Source organism: Paenibacillus aurantiacus (genome assembly GCF_042431225.1).
GTDB classification, from domain to species: domain Bacteria; phylum Bacillota; class Bacilli; order Paenibacillales; family Paenibacillaceae; genus Paenibacillus_Z; species Paenibacillus_Z aurantiacus.
The window spans coordinates 1-17,328 of record NZ_JBHMDO010000003.1; the positions used below are offsets into that span (position 1 = coordinate 1).

At 47.5% G+C, this 17,328-nt stretch carries 22 protein-coding genes and 2 pseudogenes; 7 read left to right on the plus strand and 17 right to left on the minus strand.

Annotated features, from left to right (window positions below):
• Positions 1–286: 286 nt before the first annotated feature.
• Positions 287–508: a DUF6199 family natural product biosynthesis protein gene (locus ACFFSY_RS00785; RefSeq protein WP_377488451.1), complete on the minus strand. Its 222-nt coding sequence runs from the start codon at positions 506–508 to the stop codon at positions 287–289.
• Positions 509–748: 240 nt separating this feature from the next.
• Complete coding sequence (locus ACFFSY_RS00790; protein ID WP_377488454.1) at positions 749–1,516, minus strand: isocitrate lyase/PEP mutase family protein; 768 nt, start codon at positions 1,514–1,516, stop codon at positions 749–751.
• A gap of 124 nt (positions 1,517–1,640) precedes the next feature.
• Here ACFFSY_RS00790 and ACFFSY_RS00795 point away from each other — a divergent pair, with 124 nt between their 5' ends.
• Positions 1,641–2,174: a hypothetical protein gene (locus ACFFSY_RS00795; protein ID WP_377488457.1), complete on the plus strand. Its 534-nt coding sequence runs from the start codon at positions 1,641–1,643 to the stop codon at positions 2,172–2,174.
• 52 nt (positions 2,175–2,226) lie between these two features.
• Here the strand turns inward: ACFFSY_RS00795 and ACFFSY_RS00800 are convergent, their stop codons facing one another.
• Complete coding sequence (locus ACFFSY_RS00800) at positions 2,227–2,688, minus strand: GNAT family N-acetyltransferase (protein WP_377488460.1); 462 nt, start codon at positions 2,686–2,688, stop codon at positions 2,227–2,229.
• 136 nt (positions 2,689–2,824) lie between these two features.
• Complete coding sequence (locus tag ACFFSY_RS00805) at positions 2,825–3,424, minus strand: HD domain-containing protein (RefSeq protein WP_377488463.1); 600 nt, start codon at positions 3,422–3,424, stop codon at positions 2,825–2,827.
• 229 nt (positions 3,425–3,653) lie between these two features.
• On the opposite strand from ACFFSY_RS00805, the gene ACFFSY_RS00810 reads away from it, so the two are divergent.
• The gene (locus tag ACFFSY_RS00810) at positions 3,654–4,046 is read left to right on the plus strand and encodes a MoaF-related domain-containing protein (RefSeq protein WP_377488466.1); all 393 of its coding nucleotides are present in this window, start codon (positions 3,654–3,656) and stop codon (positions 4,044–4,046) included.
• 91 nt (positions 4,047–4,137) lie between these two features.
• On the opposite strand, the pseudogene ACFFSY_RS00815 reads toward ACFFSY_RS00810, so the two are convergent.
• From ACFFSY_RS00815 to ACFFSY_RS00830, 4 genes and pseudogenes are all read right to left on the minus strand, one after another.
• A pseudogene (locus ACFFSY_RS00815) lies at positions 4,138–4,761 on the minus strand (RCC1 domain-containing protein); the annotation flags it as partial.
• A gap of 2 nt (positions 4,762–4,763) precedes the next feature.
• Entirely contained in the window at positions 4,764–5,111 is a 348-nt protein-coding gene (locus ACFFSY_RS00820; protein WP_377488469.1) for a VOC family protein, read from the minus strand.
• A gap of 67 nt (positions 5,112–5,178) precedes the next feature.
• A complete protein-coding gene (locus ACFFSY_RS00825) occupies positions 5,179–5,493 on the minus strand; it encodes an NIPSNAP family protein (RefSeq protein WP_377488472.1) in 315 nt (104 codons plus the stop codon).
• Positions 5,494–5,539: 46 nt separating this feature from the next.
• On the minus strand, positions 5,540–6,424 hold the full coding sequence (locus ACFFSY_RS00830) for a ketopantoate reductase family protein (protein ID WP_377488475.1): 885 nt from the start codon (positions 6,422–6,424) through the stop codon (positions 5,540–5,542).
• Positions 6,425–6,609: 185 nt separating this feature from the next.
• Between ACFFSY_RS00830 and ACFFSY_RS00835 the strand changes: the two genes are divergently transcribed.
• From ACFFSY_RS00835 to ACFFSY_RS00845, 3 genes are all read left to right on the plus strand, one after another.
• The gene (locus ACFFSY_RS00835) at positions 6,610–7,158 is read left to right on the plus strand and encodes a TetR/AcrR family transcriptional regulator (RefSeq protein WP_377488478.1); all 549 of its coding nucleotides are present in this window, start codon (positions 6,610–6,612) and stop codon (positions 7,156–7,158) included.
• Between the two features lie 322 nt (positions 7,159–7,480).
• The gene (locus ACFFSY_RS00840; RefSeq protein ID WP_377488481.1) at positions 7,481–7,810 is read left to right on the plus strand and encodes an ArsR/SmtB family transcription factor; all 330 of its coding nucleotides are present in this window, start codon (positions 7,481–7,483) and stop codon (positions 7,808–7,810) included.
• A 28-nt stretch (positions 7,811–7,838) separates the two neighbouring features.
• The gene (locus ACFFSY_RS00845; protein WP_377488484.1) at positions 7,839–8,348 is read left to right on the plus strand and encodes an SRPBCC domain-containing protein; all 510 of its coding nucleotides are present in this window, start codon (positions 7,839–7,841) and stop codon (positions 8,346–8,348) included.
• Positions 8,349–8,500: 152 nt separating this feature from the next.
• Here the strand turns inward: ACFFSY_RS00845 and ACFFSY_RS00850 are convergent, their stop codons facing one another.
• Positions 8,501–8,983: a DUF2975 domain-containing protein gene (locus ACFFSY_RS00850; RefSeq protein ID WP_377488487.1), complete on the minus strand. Its 483-nt coding sequence runs from the start codon at positions 8,981–8,983 to the stop codon at positions 8,501–8,503.
• A 186-nt stretch (positions 8,984–9,169) separates the two neighbouring features.
• The gene (locus tag ACFFSY_RS00855; protein WP_377488490.1) at positions 9,170–10,627 is read right to left on the minus strand and encodes a DHA2 family efflux MFS transporter permease subunit; all 1,458 of its coding nucleotides are present in this window, start codon (positions 10,625–10,627) and stop codon (positions 9,170–9,172) included.
• Between the two features lie 224 nt (positions 10,628–10,851).
• On the opposite strand from ACFFSY_RS00855, the gene ACFFSY_RS00860 reads away from it, so the two are divergent.
• On the plus strand, positions 10,852–11,496 hold the full coding sequence (locus ACFFSY_RS00860; protein ID WP_446686125.1) for a TetR/AcrR family transcriptional regulator: 645 nt from the start codon (positions 10,852–10,854) through the stop codon (positions 11,494–11,496).
• Between the two features lie 99 nt (positions 11,497–11,595).
• Here ACFFSY_RS00860 and ACFFSY_RS00865 read toward each other — a convergent pair whose 3' ends face one another.
• The 3 genes from ACFFSY_RS00865 to ACFFSY_RS00875 all read right to left on the minus strand — a co-directional run bounded on the left by ACFFSY_RS00865 (position 11,596) and on the right by ACFFSY_RS00875 (position 13,788).
• The gene (locus tag ACFFSY_RS00865) at positions 11,596–12,222 is read right to left on the minus strand and encodes a type 1 glutamine amidotransferase family protein (protein ID WP_377488496.1); all 627 of its coding nucleotides are present in this window, start codon (positions 12,220–12,222) and stop codon (positions 11,596–11,598) included.
• Positions 12,223–12,333: 111 nt separating this feature from the next.
• The gene (locus ACFFSY_RS00870; protein WP_377488499.1) at positions 12,334–13,296 is read right to left on the minus strand and encodes a helix-turn-helix transcriptional regulator; all 963 of its coding nucleotides are present in this window, start codon (positions 13,294–13,296) and stop codon (positions 12,334–12,336) included.
• A 183-nt stretch (positions 13,297–13,479) separates the two neighbouring features.
• Entirely contained in the window at positions 13,480–13,788 is a 309-nt protein-coding gene (locus ACFFSY_RS00875) for a hypothetical protein (protein ID WP_377489708.1), read from the minus strand.
• Between ACFFSY_RS00875 and ACFFSY_RS00880 the strand changes: the two are divergent.
• A pseudogene (locus ACFFSY_RS00880) lies at positions 13,775–14,104 on the plus strand (helix-turn-helix domain-containing protein); the annotation flags it as partial. The gene ACFFSY_RS00875 and the pseudogene ACFFSY_RS00880 sit on opposite strands and share 14 nt — an antisense overlap.
• A 284-nt stretch (positions 14,105–14,388) precedes the next feature.
• Here ACFFSY_RS00880 and ACFFSY_RS00885 read toward each other — a convergent pair.
• The 4 genes from ACFFSY_RS00885 to ACFFSY_RS00900 all read right to left on the minus strand — a co-directional run bounded on the left by ACFFSY_RS00885 (position 14,389) and on the right by ACFFSY_RS00900 (position 17,286).
• A complete protein-coding gene (locus ACFFSY_RS00885; RefSeq protein WP_377488502.1) occupies positions 14,389–14,919 on the minus strand; it encodes a dihydrofolate reductase family protein in 531 nt (176 codons plus the stop codon).
• A 189-nt stretch (positions 14,920–15,108) separates the two neighbouring features.
• Positions 15,109–15,801, minus strand: a complete 693-nt coding sequence (locus tag ACFFSY_RS00890; RefSeq protein WP_377488505.1) for a nuclease-related domain-containing protein — start codon at positions 15,799–15,801, stop codon at positions 15,109–15,111.
• Positions 15,802–15,997: 196 nt separating this feature from the next.
• On the minus strand, positions 15,998–16,261 hold the full coding sequence (locus ACFFSY_RS00895; RefSeq protein WP_377488508.1) for a hypothetical protein: 264 nt from the start codon (positions 16,259–16,261) through the stop codon (positions 15,998–16,000).
• A gap of 59 nt (positions 16,262–16,320) precedes the next feature.
• The gene (locus tag ACFFSY_RS00900; protein WP_377488511.1) at positions 16,321–17,286 is read right to left on the minus strand and encodes a hypothetical protein; all 966 of its coding nucleotides are present in this window, start codon (positions 17,284–17,286) and stop codon (positions 16,321–16,323) included.
• Positions 17,287–17,328 lie beyond the last annotated feature (42 nt).

Here is a 17,328-nt window from a genome sequence, read left to right on the forward strand (position 1 = left end):
GATGAAGAACAACCGGGGATTCCGAAGATTCCTGCTTCGGGGCTTGCCAAAAGTGAGCCTGGAGGTCGGGTGGTTTTCGCTTGCCCATAATTTGCTGAAAAAAGCCGCAGTGGACCGAAAATGGCAAATGGCGTCACAGGGATAAGACCCTGTAACGCCATTTTTTGTGCAATTGGAGGCCATTCGCAAGTTAGGAGTCACTTACTTCAACCCTTTTGAGACGGCCTCTTCATGAGTTTATTCAGCTATCGACTCCCTTAAAATGTTTCGCTAATGAGCATTAAAGTTAATTGGGAAGTATGCCCGAAGTAAGCAGAAAAACACCTGCAATTATTGTCATTAGACCAGTTATGCGGGCGGAGATGAGAGCAGCTGAGCTTGGTTCAGCATTCTTGAATTGCCAACCAACTCCCAAGAACCAGATTGCTCTGGGAAAGAACAAACCAACCATGCCCAGTATAATAAAAAGTATAGGCATCAAGGTGAATATGAACATACTCCCCCCCATTCTCGTTGCTTTAACAAAGCATTATAACATAAATTTCCCTATAGCTCCGCTATATCTTGTCGGCGGCTGGGTGTATATTCAGGGAAATCAAACGCCTATCGCGTCAAAACGGACGGAACGCGCTATAAATTGCTCACGTGGTAACGTCCCAAGATAATCAACCGTTAAAAAAAACCGCCGCATAGGGCGGTTTTTCTATTGGGATCGCGCTGAATTTGCCTGGCCGTTCACGGCATCCCATTATTCGAATACGATCGAGCTATCGCGAGAATGAAGCATCTCTGCCGCGCATTGCTCCAGTAACGCTGCCATTTTACGGTACAATGCACCGCCCAGGCTCAATCGTCTGACTCCCAGTTTCTGCAGCTGATCAAAGTTTGGAAGGCAGGGAAGCGCCATGACATTGAGCGGTGCTGATGTGCAGGATGCAATCGTTTGGATCTCTTCATCCACTTTCAATCCAGGTACGAAGATCCCCGAGGCCCCGCTTTCTACATAAGCTTTGGCCCGCGTCTGCGTTTCGTTGAGCGGATCGAGATTAAGCAGATAGGCGTCGGTCCGCGCGTTAATATAAAAGTGGCTGAACCCGTGATTGTCCAATGCGCCTCTCATTTTCGCGAGAAGCTGGCACTGATCCGAGAGCTGCTTAAGCCCCGCCGTACCTTTCGTCGAATCTTCGATGTTAATGCCGGCAGCCCCTAGATGGGCCACCTTCAATACGTTATCGACAATCTCCTCATCATGACGTCCATAACCTGACTCGACGTCCGCTGTAACGGGAATCTGGACATGGTCCACAATTCGTTCGATCACCGAGAGCTGCAGGTCGAAATCGATCGCCTCCCCGTCCGCATACCCCATGCTGGCGGCGATTCCCCAGCTCGTTGTCCCGATCGCTTGAAAGCCTGCCTTCTCAAGAACGCGCGCAGAGGGCAAATCCCACGCGTTCCCAAGCACCAATAGTCTATCCGATTTGTGCAGCTGCTGAAATCGTTCCAATTGGCTCATACACTTTTCCTCCTGGCAGCTATTTTGTAAGGAGACTCCATCAAAATGCCAATTTGTTACCAACAAAAGCGGTCCCTTACTCGTTCTATAAGTATCTAGATAAAGGGAAGGGAGTAGGATTAGGATGAAGCGACGCTGGCTCTCTCTCATTAGCGGCAGCCTGCTGCTTGTTCTTCTGGCAGGGTTCATTTTCGTGCTGACTGAACAAGAGCGCATTTCCAAACGGTTTGCCGGTCATTTGTTCTCGTACCCTCTGCCCGAGAACACAAGCATTATCGAGCGTGACTACTTCTATGGTCATTCGTTCGGCCACCTGCTTGGAAGCGGCGGATATATGCCTGTGATCGTTTCCATGCAGCTTTCCACGAGACTGAGTAAAGAAGATATTATCAAGTACTATAAGGACGCCGCGTTATTCCCTTTCCCAGGCAGTGGGAACAAAGGAGTAGAATTAGAGCTTTACTTCGAAGGCGAGTATAGCCTCCACAAGACCGATGCCGGCTACTATTATACAAATCATAAGGAGCAGATGACGAGGGTGAGTGAATACAAAGATGAAGAAGGTTCAATAAAGCCAGCCCAGCGAGAGAATAACGAAGAGCTCCGCTATATTTTACAGCTCAGCAGCTCCTTCGATTATGTTCTCAACATCGACTAACTAACAAAGTATTATCGACAAAGGGTCAACCATTGGATTCGTCCTTTTGGTATTATACGTTCTTATAAACATACTTCCTAAAGGCGGTAAAACCTTGTTTATCATAAAAATTCTTTGCTTGTTCATTCGTAACCCAGTAATCCAGCTCAACCATGTCGATCCCTTCTAACTTGGCCAAATCATAAATATGGTTCATTAGGTGCGATCCGTATCCTTTTCGCTTTTGGCTCTCCACTATGCTTAGCTGGTGCACAAATACGGATTTCCGTTGTTTAACGAAAGTACCTTGCGAATAGTTTTTCATCTCTATCCATGCGTAACCTAGAGGCTCATCGTTATCCTCCATAAGCAGGAAAATGAAGTTCTCGTTATGCACGAAGCGTTCAAAAGCATCTCTCATGGCCGCAAAGCTATATGCCGTGAAATGTTCGGGATACAAGGCGACATGCAAATCATGTATGGGCTTATTTAGGTTGGCGAGCAGCTCAAAATCCGTGGTTCGACTGATCTTCACATTAATTCCTCCCATTTCACTTTTTTCCATTATACAGCACAAATAGAAGACTGACGATCAATTGTCAGTCTTCTTTTTTAGGCTAAATGAATGTGCTCCATTTAATTGCTACCGTATTCAACACTTCGTTGCCGCTCTACTCTGTAAATGGCGAATGCAACACCCAACGTACAAACCCCATTCGAAGTAACACTGCACTTAAATTATTCTGTTGCTGTTCTTTATTTTTCAATTCCGCATCGTATTTCATCAATTCGATAATCGCCTTCTTGAAGCCGAGCCTCGGATAAGCTTCCAGAATTGTCTTTACGATCTCCTCGGAGAAATCCTCTGCACGCAAACCAAGAATATCCATACCGGCACCAAAATGGACTAATGCGATTTCGGGTTGCTTCTCTCCCGCAATCTCGGATGTGTGTAAGAGAATCGCTTCTCGCACGACATCGATTTTCTCTCGAGAGATCCCATGCGTGGAAAGAAATTTCTCCGCATAGTCGGCACCTTCGTGTTCAAATGAATGATGTCGGCATACATGATCCGTTAACCCAATGTCATGCAGCACCGCGCCGAGAAAAAACAATTCCCGGTCATAGCGAAGCCCATACTTCTGGCCTAGGGCATCCCCAAATGCAAACGTACGCAGGCAGTGATTGTACAGAAAATCAGGAGAAATCTCATAAACCAGGCGAGTTGCTTTTTGAGCCAGCTTACTATCCGGAATCATAATCTGATACACAGAATCCCCTCCAACATACCTCATTAAATTTGATACCGATCGGTCTCAAATATAATAAAGGATGCTATTCCGTTTTACAAGAAGGAAATTTGTTGGCATGTACAAACGTTAGATTTCGGAGGGAGAGAGCTGCCGACGCAACAATCGCGGCGAAGAGGGAATAGGCCTTATGCGGTAGAGCATACGCCTAGATGGTGCATATACTGCTCACAAAAAGGAGGAGTATCGTATGCATCATCCCGATTTTCGTTATGTACAACATGGCCATGGCGTCCCTGTCTACGCCGGAAAGACCTATCGCTATGATTACACGGACGGCAATGTCTTCATCATTCATTTCTTTGACGCCACGCATCGTCATGATGAAGGGATTGCAGGGCAGCATAAGGGACTCAAAGGTTACTATCCGTTTAACTATGTGGAGATCGCCCCGTGCGTTTACTTTATGTATTGGCTGGAAGAAGTCTATACCGTAAGTCAAGTTGTCGATCTGAGTCGGATGCTCGTCTACACCCACTATACCTATGACCGAAATGGCGATCGCCAAAGCTTCTTCCATTGCGGCACGATAACCGAGCTATGTACAGCTCCGCATCATCATCCAAACTCATCTTTCTATTGAACAATGGATAGCCAAAAAATACGACAGGCTTCCGGACGCTCCGGAAGCCTGTTTTCATTATTCTTCTGACCTAGCAATTCGCCGGCAGTTGGATGCCGCGCCAGCCGCTTACCTCGCATTGGCCATACTCATTATCACCGACGGCAACTACCGTGCCGTCCGATTTGAGCCCTACGGTATGCGCACAGCCCGCCGCAACCGCCACGATATCGTGCCAATCACTTACTTCGCATTGGCCATACATATCCCAGCCCACGGCTGTCACCGTTCCGTCCCATCTAAGACCGATCGTATGCCAGTCGCCAGCCGCGATCGCCACCACATCCCGCCAGTCGCCTACGTTGCATTCACCATCCTGATTGCGGCCGACTGCCACCACTGAGCCATTCGATTGAAGGCCAACGGTACGACGCCACCCCGCCGCAACCGCTACGATATCGCGCCAGTCGTCGACCTCGCATTGGCCATACTTATTCCACCCCGCGGCCGCCACAGTACGGTCAGATCGAAGACCGATCGTATGCGCATTGCCCGTGTTCGTCGCCATATGAACATTGCCAGCCGCGACCGCTATCATATCGCGCCAGCCGCTTACCTCGCATTGACCATATTTATTATCTCCGACAGCCGTTACCGTGCCGTCAGACTTAAGCCCAACGGTATGACGACGCCCCGCCGCTATGGTAGCTTTGTGCTGCCGTTGCACCTGCAGCATCGTTACTTCTCCCACAGCTCGATCAACCGGCCTTCGGGATCTTCAATCCAAATAAACGATCCATATTCGCTGCTCTCTTTTTGCTTTGCAAGCGGTACGCCGATTTGTTCAAGATGCTGCATCATCTCGTCGATGCTATCGACTTGGAAATTCAGCATCACCTGCTGCTCGGCCGGAAAATAAGCGTCATCCTCGGCAAAGAACGAGAAGATTGTCTCATTGCCTTCTTTAGGTTTGATCACGGTCCCATTCCAATTTCCGATTTCAAGCTTCAACACGTCGCTGTACCACTTTTTTACACCCTCAAGGTTTTGGGTTCTCCAGAATATGCCGCCGAAGCCATTGATCATCGCATCCAACTCCTGCCTGTCATCAAGTTTTCGGTTCCTTTCTCCATTCTCCCCTTATTCTCCGCCGTTATTGGATTGGCGAAAAATTAGCCGCATACATAATTTTCGACTCTTGTTTATCTAACATCGGCAGCGCAATCGGGACAAACTTTTCCAACCACTCTGGATCACTGTACAGCGCTTTTCTCCGTGCGGCCCGTTGGTTGAGATCCTCATACTCCCAAATATGAATAACCTGATTCAATTCACCGATATCCGTATACCAGTACCCGATTAGTTTGGCGTATTTCGATATGATCGGAAGACCTACTTCCTCAAAATGCTTGATATATTCATTCAACTTCCCTACTTTTACGGTATAGGTTCTCATTTCATATACCATCAGCGAATCCCTCCTTTCTATCCGGTTAGTGATCCCACAACGTAATCTATGCTCCTTCCGATGCTTTCTGGATCTCGGCATAGTCACGTATCTGTTCAGCCAGCCTCTCAAGCTCGGCCTTTGCGGCAGGCGAGGGGCTATTGAGCTGTGCGGCCGTCGGGCTCCGCAAGAAGCGCCGAAACATGGCTATAAGCAGCCCTTCCGGCAGGAACCTCAACACAGAGAATCCGCTAGGGACAGGTTGATTCGGCATAGCAGTCAGGTTCTGCCGCATGAAACGAATCATGCTACGGAGCGCGTTCGGATCGTTTGCCAGCGCTACTGGACCACCCGCCGCGTTCACCGCCTGCAGCAGTGGCACCTCGAAAGCTGCATGCGTCTTAAGCCAGGCATCAATCTTTGGCTCCACCTTGGCGTTGATCCCGGCGGTACGAAACTCCCGTAAGATCCGTTCTAGTCGCGGAGTGATATGACCATCGGATTCACCGATTGGGGTCGGGAATAAGCGAGTTATGTTGTTGGTCGCGCGGGAGCGGACCACGTCGCCGTCCATTGTGCCGGCAGCTGTGGGAAAGCCTAGCAGCACTCGATCATAACCAATCACCGCACCCAGCGGCTCCGCCCCGGCGGCCCAGTTGAGCATGAACAGCACGTCGGCTTCGAGACCAGTCAGTGACTCTAGCACCTCATCCACCTGATGGGTACGGACAAAGACGATGATCAGATCATATCCATCTGTAGGGCGCTCCACGATCGGCACCTTTACGTTCCTTACGACAGGGCTGTCTCCCTCAGCGAGCTGCACCCCGTGCTCACGCAGCGCCGCCAACCGATTGCCTCGAGCGAGGAGCGCGACGTCGTGCCCAGCCTCATGCAGGCGGGCGGAGTACAAGCTACCGAGGACTCCGGCACCGTAGACTAGTATTTTCATAGCATAATCCTCTTTCGTTCGCTTCTGTCATACTCTCTAAGGGCTGGTTTCAATCTTATCCTCCTCGTATCTTGACTATAAGACAACGTGTTGTATGATAAAATCTTACGACTTCTTTTCCCATTCAACAACCAACAAATTCACTTTATTTGTCGGATCGTATTTGCTTGCGAAAGGGGCAAGAGATGAAAAAGCAACCTGAAATAACAGAAAAAACAAGGCAATCATTTATCAACGTTTTTTGTGAACTTTATTGCCAAAAACCGATCGAGAAAATCACAGTACAGGAGATTTCGAACAAGTCGGGATATAACCGAAGTACCTTTTACCAATACTTTACCGATGTATACGATTTGCTTAGTCACGTCGAAAATGAAATATTAGACTATATCCGGGGAAAATTGAAACATACAGAGCAAGGAGAAATAAAACCAATAGAATTGCTCCTACTTTTCGAGGAAAAAGGGGCATCCCTAAATGCTTTATTGGGGGATTACGGAAATTTTCGCTTTATAGAAAAGTTAAAAAGTGAATTTTTTTCTGAAGAGCAAACGTACTGTTTCCCTCAGGATCATTCAGTAACGCCCTATCTTTTGGAATTTCACATCTCAACTTCTGTTTCACTGCTACGTCTTTGGCAGCAAAGGCAAAAAGATTTACCCCCAGATCAATTAATTAGTTTGATCGAGATGCTTTTTACTTCGGGTATTTCATCTGTTAAAAAAAACAGTTGATGTTTTTGATTTGCTATGGAAGTGTATGTTGGATTTTTTTATAGACTATTATTTATTCATGGTATTTTTAGGAATCGTCATCTAACCGGTACATTATTGTTGCCGGTTTTTTGCGTTAGACTGCTGGATGGTTGAACTAAAACAGCCGATCGGCATGATCGGCTTCAGCTAAGCTGATAGCCATGCCTTCTTAGCAGAGCAAAGCACCCACCCGTTCCATGGGATCCAAAATTTTTAGTTTATTCCTTGACAGGAATATTCCCTATTTGGTATATTATGAATGTAAGCAAGAGGCACCGCTAAAACGAGGTGATGGCACCGAATGACGGACAGCACAACGACGTTTAGCGCTCTGGCAGAGCCGAACCGATTACGTATCGTAGATTTACTGGCGGGCGGCCCCCTATCCGTGGGCGAGATCGCAGATAGGCTGCAGTTAAGGCAGCCCCAAGCGTCCAAACATTTGCGCGTCCTGTTGGAGGCCGGCCTGGTGGATGTCGAAGCGGATGCGAATCGGCGGAACTACAAGCTTCGAATCGAGCCTTTGAGAGTACTGGATGAATGGTTGGAACGTTACCGGCGGATCTGGAACGAGCGTTACGACAACTTAGAGCGATATTTGCAACAGCTGCAAGCGAAACCGAAAGCATGAAAACCCAAAATTCGAGGAGGAACAAACCATGACAAACCAAATGCTGAGCAAAGTAGAAGGAAACGTATTGACGCTGGAGCGCGTATTTAACGCCCCTCGCGAGCTTGTATTCCAAGCATTCTCCGATGCGGAACAGCTGAAGCAATGGTGGGGGCCGCGCGGCTGGTCTATTCCCGTATGCAACGTCGACTTCCGCCCGGGCGGCATCTGGCATTACTGCATGAAGTGCGAAGACAAGGCGCAAGGCGATTTCTATGGCATGGAGTCATGGGGCAAAGGCATCTACGCGGCAATCGCAACGAACGAGCAGATCGCGTACACCGACTACTTCTCCGATAGCGAAGGCAATGTGTCTGCGGATATGCCGTCAACAGATATCATCCTTCAGTTCGTGGAATTCGAAGGCAAAACAAAGCTAATTAACCAGGCAACTTACGCGTCCCCGGAAGCACTGCAGCAGGTGCTGGACATGGGCATGGAGCAAGGCATCACGGAAACTTGGGATCGTCTGGAAGAGCACCTGCAGAACGCTCAATAAGCGCAATCGTCGCTGCACAACACAACGAACCGCCCTACCGGCAATGCCGAAGGGCGGTTCTTTTATTTGACGTCTTCCGCTAGCTTAGCCTTCCCTTGATGTGTCTCTGTCGCTTTTGTTCAACAGGGATGATCGTCGCCATGATGCTCAACTCAGATCGTGAAATCATTTTCTGACTTTATATGAATGGCTTCTTGCAAAAGTCTTTGGAGAACAGCAGCAAAAACAGCGATCACCATAGAGGCGAAAATAATGAGCAAGCTGAATGGCATGAAACTTGGCGGGTCCACTCTCTTCGCCATGAGATAGTAGAGCGGCATACCTAGCAGGTACACGGCGCTGATTGTGACGGCACAGTATTTTATATTCGTTAACGCCTTTACGGATAATGCCGAGAACGCTTGGTTCTTATCCATATAGCTTAAAAGGTTGAAAGCTTGATACAGCGCAATGTAAAAAGGTATCGCCGCCGCGTACATATCGAGTAGAACGAGAGATTTCATATAAGCGATAGCTGGATACGATTCCCCTGCGAAGCTCCCGATCCTCGGCACTACAAATATGCAAAAAGCAAGGACTGGAATTCCCATAAGAATAACAGCCATCTTCAAAAAGAGTGTTGTTCCCCGTTTCACAAAGAGCACCTCGCTAATTTAATTATAACATGACTTTATCACAGGATTTATTGTTTTACAATAAATTAGTATTGTTTATTGCTACATTATTATTGTAATGAAGTGTCCCTCTAATACAAAGCAAAAAAGGGGCCATCCCGCACGGGATGGCCCTCAAACTTTCTATTATATGATCGGCCTACTTCATTACAGGCCTGTATCCATCACGACAGACGGCTGAACGCCTTGCTTCTTTGCCGGCCGCTTGAGCGTGAACGCCAGCAGCAATCCTGCTGCCGCGAGGATGGCGATCATCAGATACACATTGTGAAACGCGTGTGCCATCGCGTCCGGAATCGGCGTCTCGCCTTGGCGGGCATAATGATCGGTGCGGCTGACGAGCAGCGTCGTCAATCCCGCTATGGCGAACGACCCGACGACCTGCTGGGCAGCGTTCGTCAACGAGGTCACCCTTCCGACCAGCTCTTTTGGCGCTGTTTGGATTAAGTGCGTATTCAAGGCGATGAAGGATAGCCCCGTTCCGAACCCGATCAGCGCACGAGGAGTCAAGAACAACCACGGACTGTCGCTCGGATCGATGAGCGAGAGCAGATAGGCGCCGACCGTAATCAAGATCAACCCTCCGATCACCAGGGGACGTGCGCCGATTCGGTCAAACAATCGACCGCTGAACGGCATCATGACAGCGGAGGCCAACGCCTGCGGCAATGTCCATAATCCTGCCTCGAACGCGCTCATTCCCATCAGACGCTGCATGAAATACGGGATGGCGAAGATCAGCCCGAACATGGCGAATTGCATCACCCACTGCACCACGATCCCGCGCGTAAATTGCATGGATCGGAAAACCCTTAGCTCAAGCAAAGGCTCTTGCTTGCGCCGAAGTTCGATGATCGCGAATAAAACCATCGCCGCCGCGCCTACGGTTAGACCGGCGATCGTCTTCGCGGAAGACCACCCCTCTCCCGCCTCGCTCAGCCCGTATGACAGCCCGCCGAAGGCCAGCGGCGCAAGCGCAATACCCGCGAAATCCAGCGGGGCGGAAGCTTTTCTCGGGAGATTCGGCAAGAACATGGCGCTCATGACCACGCCGATGATTCCAACCGGGATATTGATTAGAAATATCCATTGCCAATTGACGTAGTCGACCAGATACCCGGATACGACCGGTCCGAGCGCCGGCGCGAGCAGTACCGGCAGTCCCATCATGCCCATAATCTTCCCCACCGATTCGGGTGGACTGATCCGGTAGGTCATCGCGAAGGCGATCGGCACGACCATCCCGCCGCCGAGACCTTGCACGATCCGGAAGACGATCAACTGCTCCGCCGTGTTTGCGAATGCACACAGAATCGAACCGACCGTGAATAAGATAATCGACACGATAAAAGTCCGCTTCGCCCCGAAGCGGTCGGAGAACCATCCCGCCATAGGAATCACGACAGCCTGAGCTAGCGAATAGCCCGTGATCGTCCATTGAATGAGGCTCAACGGGCTATGCAGGTCATCGGCTAGTACCGGAATGGCAACATTGACCGCCGTTGTATCCAATATCACCATGAATAACCCAACGACAATCGCGATCAGCGGAGCAAGGAGCGAACGAACGGGTAAAGACTCGCCTATACTGGCTTCTGCGGACATGTACATCTCCTCCAAACGTAATCATTTGCTTGCAATTAAAATAGCACACCATTTCATACAAAGTAAACTAATTTTATAAAAAAAGTTCAATTCGTAAAGTGTGTGTTTATAATGCTTAAGAAATGTACTATACTTAAAATTGGTCATCCAGGAGGTGCTGCAGAATGTCGGAAACCCCATGCGATCCGTTATTCGATAAACGGGAGAAGCTTGTCTTGCGCTTAATGCCCTATGTCCAGAAACACGGCTTCAGCACGTTGAAAATGGACGAGGCCGCCAAATATATGGACATCAGCAAAGCGACGATGTATAAATATTTCGCTTCGAAGGACGAAATAGCGGAATGTATCATTGATAAATTCGCGAGGTTCGTGTCCAATCAAATGTTGTCGGAGGCTCCTCCGACACTGTCCCCGGAGCCGCTCTCGCGGCCATCCGCCGAAGAACTCAAGTTCTACAACGAATCGTTCGCCCAAGCGTTCAAGCTCACGATTAAGCTGTCCTTTTACTTGACGGATGCCCTGCTTCAGGATCTGAACGCGACTTATCCTGACTTGTCGGTCAAGCTAGCGCAAGCCGTAGAGCTATGCAAGAGCAAGCTCGCCGACTACTTCGATAGCGGCATTGCGCTTGGCGTATTTTTCCCGATCAATACGCGCATATATCTCACCCAAGTCGATCTTGTCTTTCGCAAGCTATCGGATCCCAAGTGGCTGATGCTGCACAATCTCACGCTGAAGCAGGCGCTGATGGACTTCTACAAGACGATGAAGCACCAGGTTTTCTACGAGAAATGGATGGACGAAGACGACTCCGCGATCGACCTCTATTTCGACAACTTGATCGCGAGAATGCGCGCATACGATTGATCCCCTCGTTATGCGCAATATGCAAAGAGCCTCCTTCGCTATAGAAGGAGGCTCTTTGCATGTTAGCTTAGGAAAAAGTAGCCTTATATCCCTATACTGTCATTGGATTGAATTCATTAACTCGTAGAAATATTTAGGTTCTTGAGTTTTGTTAAGACGGTACCAAGCGTCTAATGTTTTGGGAGAAAATACATCTAGCACTTTTAAAACATGAACAGAAAATTCTAATGGAGCTACTCCGGATGCAGTGATCAATTTCCCATCGGTAACAGCAGATTCCACTTTGTAATATTTTTCGCCCGTATAAGAAGGGCAAATCATTTTAAGGTAGGCCAAATCATTGCTTGTGTGCCAACGTGAATCTAACAATCCTGCTTGAGCAAGTCCGAAGGTAGCACCGCAAATTGCTCCAACTATTATTCCTTCCTTTAAACACATCTCGGCAATTTTTAATACGGGCGCGTGAATAGCTTCCGTCCATGTATTTCCACCAGGTAAAATCAGTGCATCCACGCTCTTAATGCTGCACTCATCCACTGTAATGTCAGGCATTATTTTCAATCCGCCCATTGTAGTTACTGGAGTCTTTTCGATCCCAACGGTGACTATTTTTGCCGGAGCCAGCCCTTGTCTGAAGTATCTCCCAGAGTTCAGTTCGGCGGCTACATAACCTATCTCCCAATCGGACATGGTATCAAACACATAAAGATATGCGGTATGATTCATTTTCTAAATGCTCCTCATCAAATTTAGTAGGTACCAGCAACCATTCATCTGTAATGAGCGGGTATCCTTATAATAAAACAACTTCACTGACAACTGCTGTCAGTGAAGTTGTTAAGCTTGATAATATTCCATTAACTCTGAAGCAAGCGCCACAAGCTTATTCTTTAGATTCTGTGGCTCTATCACTTGAATGGATTTCCCATAGGGAAGAAGGATATTCGGAACATGTGCATACAGGTATTCTTCCTCAAGTAAAAAAATGGCTTGCGTCGATGTCCGCTCCTGCAAATGATGCTCCAAAAACCAATGTATGCATAAATCATCCAACGCCTCTGCCCTACCCCCAATAATGAAAGTAATCAATCCGGATTTACCTGCTACATCAGGTAACAGAGTGTTAATAAAAAAAGTACGCGCTGAAAAACCACCGGGACGCTTAAAGGAGAATGGCGTGCGTGTGATGTTCAGTATGCGTTCTACCCGAAAGCTGCGGATCTCATTGCGCAGGTGGCAAAATGCAATGGTGTACCACTTATTGTTCCAATTCACGACTCCATAAGGGTCTATTACCCTATTGGGGGATTGCTCATCATGACGGTTGCGATAAGAAATGTCTACAGACCATTCATTGGCTACAGCGTGCTCCAATTCCTGCAATACCGGCTGAACCGCAGGGTATCCCCTTCGGTTTATGACTCCAAATCCGGCTACATGATAGCTTAGTAACCTTTCCTGCTCCTGATTCGAATACATTTTTAACTTGGATGTTGCATTCTCTAATGCCTCACTCGAAGGATATCCGGCTTCTTTGGCAAATAGGGCAGCATGAAGCAGTGACTTTTTTTCATCCATACTAAATAGCAGAGGAGATTGGATAAAATTGTGCAGCAAGCTATACCCGCCATTGTGCCCTGTGTCGGATATGATAGGGACGCCACTGGCACATAGTGCATCAATATACCGATAAACTGTTCTTATATTTATCTCTAATTTTTCCGATATTTGCTTTGCAGTCAATTTCTCTCCCGAATTCAACATCCATAGAATTGTTAGCATATTATCATTTTTCGGCATAACATAACCCTCACCTTTGCTTACCACTATACTTAACTTCTAACAAGCACTTTAAGTGTTTGCTATTCCCTTATTCTGAGCCTAGTAGTGTTGATACCTCCTGAGTTCTCTTATATTAAGTCCATTATACATTTCATATAAAAAGGAGCGCAGCCTATTTAGGCTCGCTCCCCCATCGTAGATTCAGCATCGCCCGCCTGATCGATCTGCTTCCAGCCGCGCCACGGCGCGCCGCGCTCGATCTGCCGGCAGCAGGAAGATCAAGACCGCAACGAGTGAAGCCGTCAGGAAGATGGCCGAGCCTCCGATTGAGACGGAGATCGCATGGGCCATAGACGTATCCGAAGTCACTGCCGATCGGTTCGCCGCCTCGAAGACGGTGATCAGAACCGCGAGCCCGAGCGACGCTCCGGTCTGATGCGCGACGTTGACGAGCCCGGATGCCGCTCCTGCATCCTTGGCTTCCACACCGGACAACATTGAATGGATCAAGGCGAATTATACCCGAACCTTCTCGATCGATGAGGTTGCCAGATCGTCCAACATGAGCGTATCTGGACTGCATCACAAATTCAAAGCGGTCACGACGATGGCTCCTCTGCAGTATCAGAAGCAGCTCCGTCTCCAGGAGGCGAGACGCCTCATGCTAAGCGGCTCCGTGAACGCGACGTCCGCCGCGCTGGAGGTCGGATACGAGAGCCCCGCACAATTCAGCCGGGAATACCGTCGGCACTTCGGGCTTCCTCCGCTACAAGACATTAAAGCTCTACACCGATTACCTGTACCTGAAGCGTTCGAGTCCAGCTAGCAACCTTCAATTCCACGAAGTAATTCCCGCTTCCCGCAAGCGCAGCGAAGGCAGCCGATCTTCATGGTCGGCTGCCTTCGAGGACAGATTCCTTAACCTTTTCTGTTGCCAACCGATTTAAACAAGGTCTCATTGAAGCCGGCGATCTTGTATGATACCTTGGATTTTCATTCCTATGCCCAATCGCGCAACGACAAACAGCCGGTCCTCGCGGCCGGCTGCATTCAGGGTCATCATTAAGCTATAAAGTACGTACCCTTTAGTCCGCTGGATCAACCGCACAACTAGACGGGTACGTAGGTCAATCGGATCACCTGCTCGCCAATGCGATCGCTTGCCACAAGGCGCAGCGGCGGCCGCGGACCGGCGAAGAACGGCTTGCCGTGACCTAGCACGACGGGATGAAGATAGAGTCGATACTCATCAACGAGACCGAGCTCCGTTAGACTGTGTGCGAGCTCCGGCCCGGCAACTTCAATCTCCCCTTTATACTGAGCCTTCAGGCCGCGTATGGCCGCTGCGAGGTCGCCTTCGATCAGAGTAGCGTTCGGACCGACGGACTTTAACGTCCTCGACACCACCCACTTCGGTTTGCTTTGCCACGCCGCCGCGTATTCTCGTTCCGGTGCATCCCATTCCGACTGGTCTTCGTCCCAATATCGCATCGTCTCGTACATACGGCGCCCATACACGCAGCCCGTCAGGCCGCGCACGTCGTCGATGAAATGACGGTACAGCACGGAGTCGGGCTGAAATGCCATGTGGTCGACGAATCCGTCCAGAGACTGGTTCAATGCGTAAACGATCTTTGCCATGCGACTAGCTCTCCTCCCTAGGTTTTCTCGCACATTCATCATCAGGATTAGAGGTTCTAATTGCAGCCTCGATTACCTCTCCATTGTATCTTCCAACAGCATGCACAGTTTCTCATGGATTGCTAATGTGCACAGGCCAGGCGAGTCTGAACGGAGTCTTTCCTTTCACAATGGATAGTAAAGTAATGTTTATTCCTTTTTTATCTTGGCTACATGCTCTGATCTAAGTACAGGATCAGTAATATTGGAACCCTGAATTGTTTCATAAATTCTTTGTACTTCAGCATCAGTCAATAATACTTTATCTGAAGTAGCTCTAATTCTATTTATCTTACGACTAATAAACTCTGATAGTTCTGTATCATAAACAATTAACTCATTGGATTCAATCTTTCTTAGATCAGGATCAATACTAAAGCGACATCGCATAGTAAATGAGATCATTGAGATATATAGTAAGTCAGGAAATTCAGATAATACACGCTCAATTGCTTTAATATGTCCATAGTTTTGTTTTAAAGGATTGAACATGTTGAATCTATTACTAACCCGCCAATACTTATCCGTACGGCCTCCTTTAATTTCTCCGTTGTAGTTCTTGGTTTCAATGACGAACAATCCGTTCGGTGATATGACAATATGGTCAATTTGAGAATATCCGGTACGAGATTTGGGGTTTTTAATCATAATATCACTTAGGTATTTTGTATCCTTTGGAAGTTGATCAAGTTGAATGTTAATTTTATACTCACCGAGTTCTCCAATTCTTGATGAATCAATTGTTCGTTTCTTAGGCGTGTTTGGTGATGTGGGTTTTCTAGAGGTCTTTTGGGCTTCTTTTTCGCTGGACAGTTTAAACCACGACAATATTTTCTTAAACATCTCGCCTATTCTCCTCTATTATGAAATAACCTGAATTTCACTTATTAGCGCCAGGTGTTTCCTAGCCCTAATTACTTCATCGGAACACAAGGATTCTATTATTAGTTAATATTACTATCGCCCGACATTAGAAAAGGCAACCGACCATGTGGTCGACTGCCGTCGTGGGTTTATTCAGCTATCGTCTCCCGATAGTTCAATCATTGCTCGCATCCTCTGGATTTATCTCCTGTAGAAATTCGTCATCACCAACTATTTGGAGCACTGGTTGTTCGAAAGCCTGTCTTATGAGGTCAATATTGGATCTGAGGTCTTCATAAGAATACCTATTCATAACATTCTTATCCCAAGTCCAAGAGGTTGGTTTATCCTCATCGTCATAGTAAACTTCACAAACGGCATAAGATGTGAATTCTTCATTCCATTTCTTTTTGAGAACTCTATATCCCCATCTACTCATTGTTCGGTTCTCCTTCTGCCACTCTTCACTAACGTCTCCCGTTAGTTCAACAACCTTTGCTAATTTAGTCGCTTAAATCCGAAGAGATCGAGTAATGTGTAGAAGAATCGAAGCGTGTCTTCCTGCGAAGAAATTTTATCTTCATACGCTTCAAATAAAGCATTTGCCTGCGCATGAGTCTTATCTAAATTCCCTCCATAAAACCCATAAGCAGCACGCGCAAGCGTCCAAGCAAATGAGGAACATTTAAGGCGTCTCTTTTTAGAAGGCTTACCTGCAGTCATTTTCCAAGCCCAGACTTCTGCCAAAGCAATAAAAGCCATTTCAGGAGTGCCGGTACTGAATTCTGGACGAAAACCTTCATCTAACCCAATCAGTTTCACTTCTTCCAAACCGATAGTTTTATTCAGAGCTACAATTAAGTCCTTTCGCATTAAGTCCCGAATCGTTGGAAAATGGACACTGGATAAGTTGAGCAAATCGTTCTTCCAGAACCATAAATCATCCGAATCCTTTATATTCGCGAAATCAATTATAAGAACCTCATCCAACTGGCTTTGTGTTAAATCCAGTAGTCCCTTACTAGTTTGTTCTATGGTCGTAAACATTGGAGTTTCTCTATAATAACAAACCCCGTCCTTACAACCGTAGACTAACGTGTATCCAGTATCTTGGTAAATCATTGTTTCTTCGAAGTCAGCAGGTGAGGCTTCCTTTACATAATGAACGAATGAGTGTGCCACCTGTTTAGTAAAGGGATCTATCCCAGGACTCCCAATTGCAAGACCACTGGGGCCTTGATATACAGTCAAATCATACGATTGTCCAGCATTGTCCGTAGCTGTAATGACATACTGAAACGCATTTTCTGCATCAGAAGTTTTATAATCGGGTTGTCCAAACAAGGTCAATAATGAACCCCTGAATTGAGCTATCTCATTTCCAGATTGGATTTCTGGAGTGAGAATTTTTGAACTTCCGAAAAAAATATTATGGTTATTACTCACACAAAACTGATACATCATATAGAATTCCTTTCTATTTGATATACGATCTTCTAACTTCCA

Bases quoted from the DNA above. Each gene is read 5' to 3' on its own strand.
- ACFFSY_RS00795 (WP_377488457.1), top strand. From the start codon at position 1,641: ATGAAGCGACGCTGGCTCTCTCTCATTAGCGGCAGCCTGCTGCTTGTT.
- ACFFSY_RS00840 (WP_377488481.1), top strand. From the start codon at position 7,481: ATGACGGACAGCACAACGACGTTTAGCGCTCTGGCAGAGCCGAACCGA.
- ACFFSY_RS00785 (WP_377488451.1), bottom strand. From the start codon at position 508: ATGGGGGGGAGTATGTTCATATTCACCTTGATGCCTATACTTTTTATT.
- ACFFSY_RS00895 (WP_377488508.1), bottom strand. From the start codon at position 16,261: ATGAGTAGATGGGGATATAGAGTTCTCAAAAAGAAATGGAATGAAGAA.
- ACFFSY_RS00790 (WP_377488454.1), bottom strand. From the start codon at position 1,516: ATGAGCCAATTGGAACGATTTCAGCAGCTGCACAAATCGGATAGACTA.
- ACFFSY_RS00865 (WP_377488496.1), bottom strand. From the start codon at position 12,222: ATGAATCATACCGCATATCTTTATGTGTTTGATACCATGTCCGATTGG.
- ACFFSY_RS00885 (WP_377488502.1), bottom strand. From the start codon at position 14,919: ATGGCAAAGATCGTTTACGCATTGAACCAGTCTCTGGACGGATTCGTC.
- ACFFSY_RS00890 (WP_377488505.1), bottom strand. From the start codon at position 15,801: ATGTTTAAGAAAATATTGTCGTGGTTTAAACTGTCCAGCGAAAAAGAA.
- ACFFSY_RS00835 (WP_377488478.1), top strand. From the start codon at position 6,610: ATGAAAAAGCAACCTGAAATAACAGAAAAAACAAGGCAATCATTTATC.
- ACFFSY_RS00810 (WP_377488466.1), top strand. From the start codon at position 3,654: ATGCATCATCCCGATTTTCGTTATGTACAACATGGCCATGGCGTCCCT.
- ACFFSY_RS00870 (WP_377488499.1), bottom strand. From the start codon at position 13,296: ATGCCGAAAAATGATAATATGCTAACAATTCTATGGATGTTGAATTCG.
- ACFFSY_RS00845 (WP_377488484.1), top strand. From the start codon at position 7,839: ATGACAAACCAAATGCTGAGCAAAGTAGAAGGAAACGTATTGACGCTG.
- ACFFSY_RS00825 (WP_377488472.1), bottom strand. From the start codon at position 5,493: ATGGTATATGAAATGAGAACCTATACCGTAAAAGTAGGGAAGTTGAAT.
- ACFFSY_RS00860 (WP_446686125.1), top strand. From the start codon at position 10,852: ATGCCCTATGTCCAGAAACACGGCTTCAGCACGTTGAAAATGGACGAG.
- ACFFSY_RS00830 (WP_377488475.1), bottom strand. From the start codon at position 6,424: ATGAAAATACTAGTCTACGGTGCCGGAGTCCTCGGTAGCTTGTACTCC.
- ACFFSY_RS00900 (WP_377488511.1), bottom strand. From the start codon at position 17,286: ATGATGTATCAGTTTTGTGTGAGTAATAACCATAATATTTTTTTCGGA.
- ACFFSY_RS00820 (WP_377488469.1), bottom strand. From the start codon at position 5,111: ATGATCAATGGCTTCGGCGGCATATTCTGGAGAACCCAAAACCTTGAG.
- ACFFSY_RS00855 (WP_377488490.1), bottom strand. From the start codon at position 10,627: ATGTCCGCAGAAGCCAGTATAGGCGAGTCTTTACCCGTTCGTTCGCTC.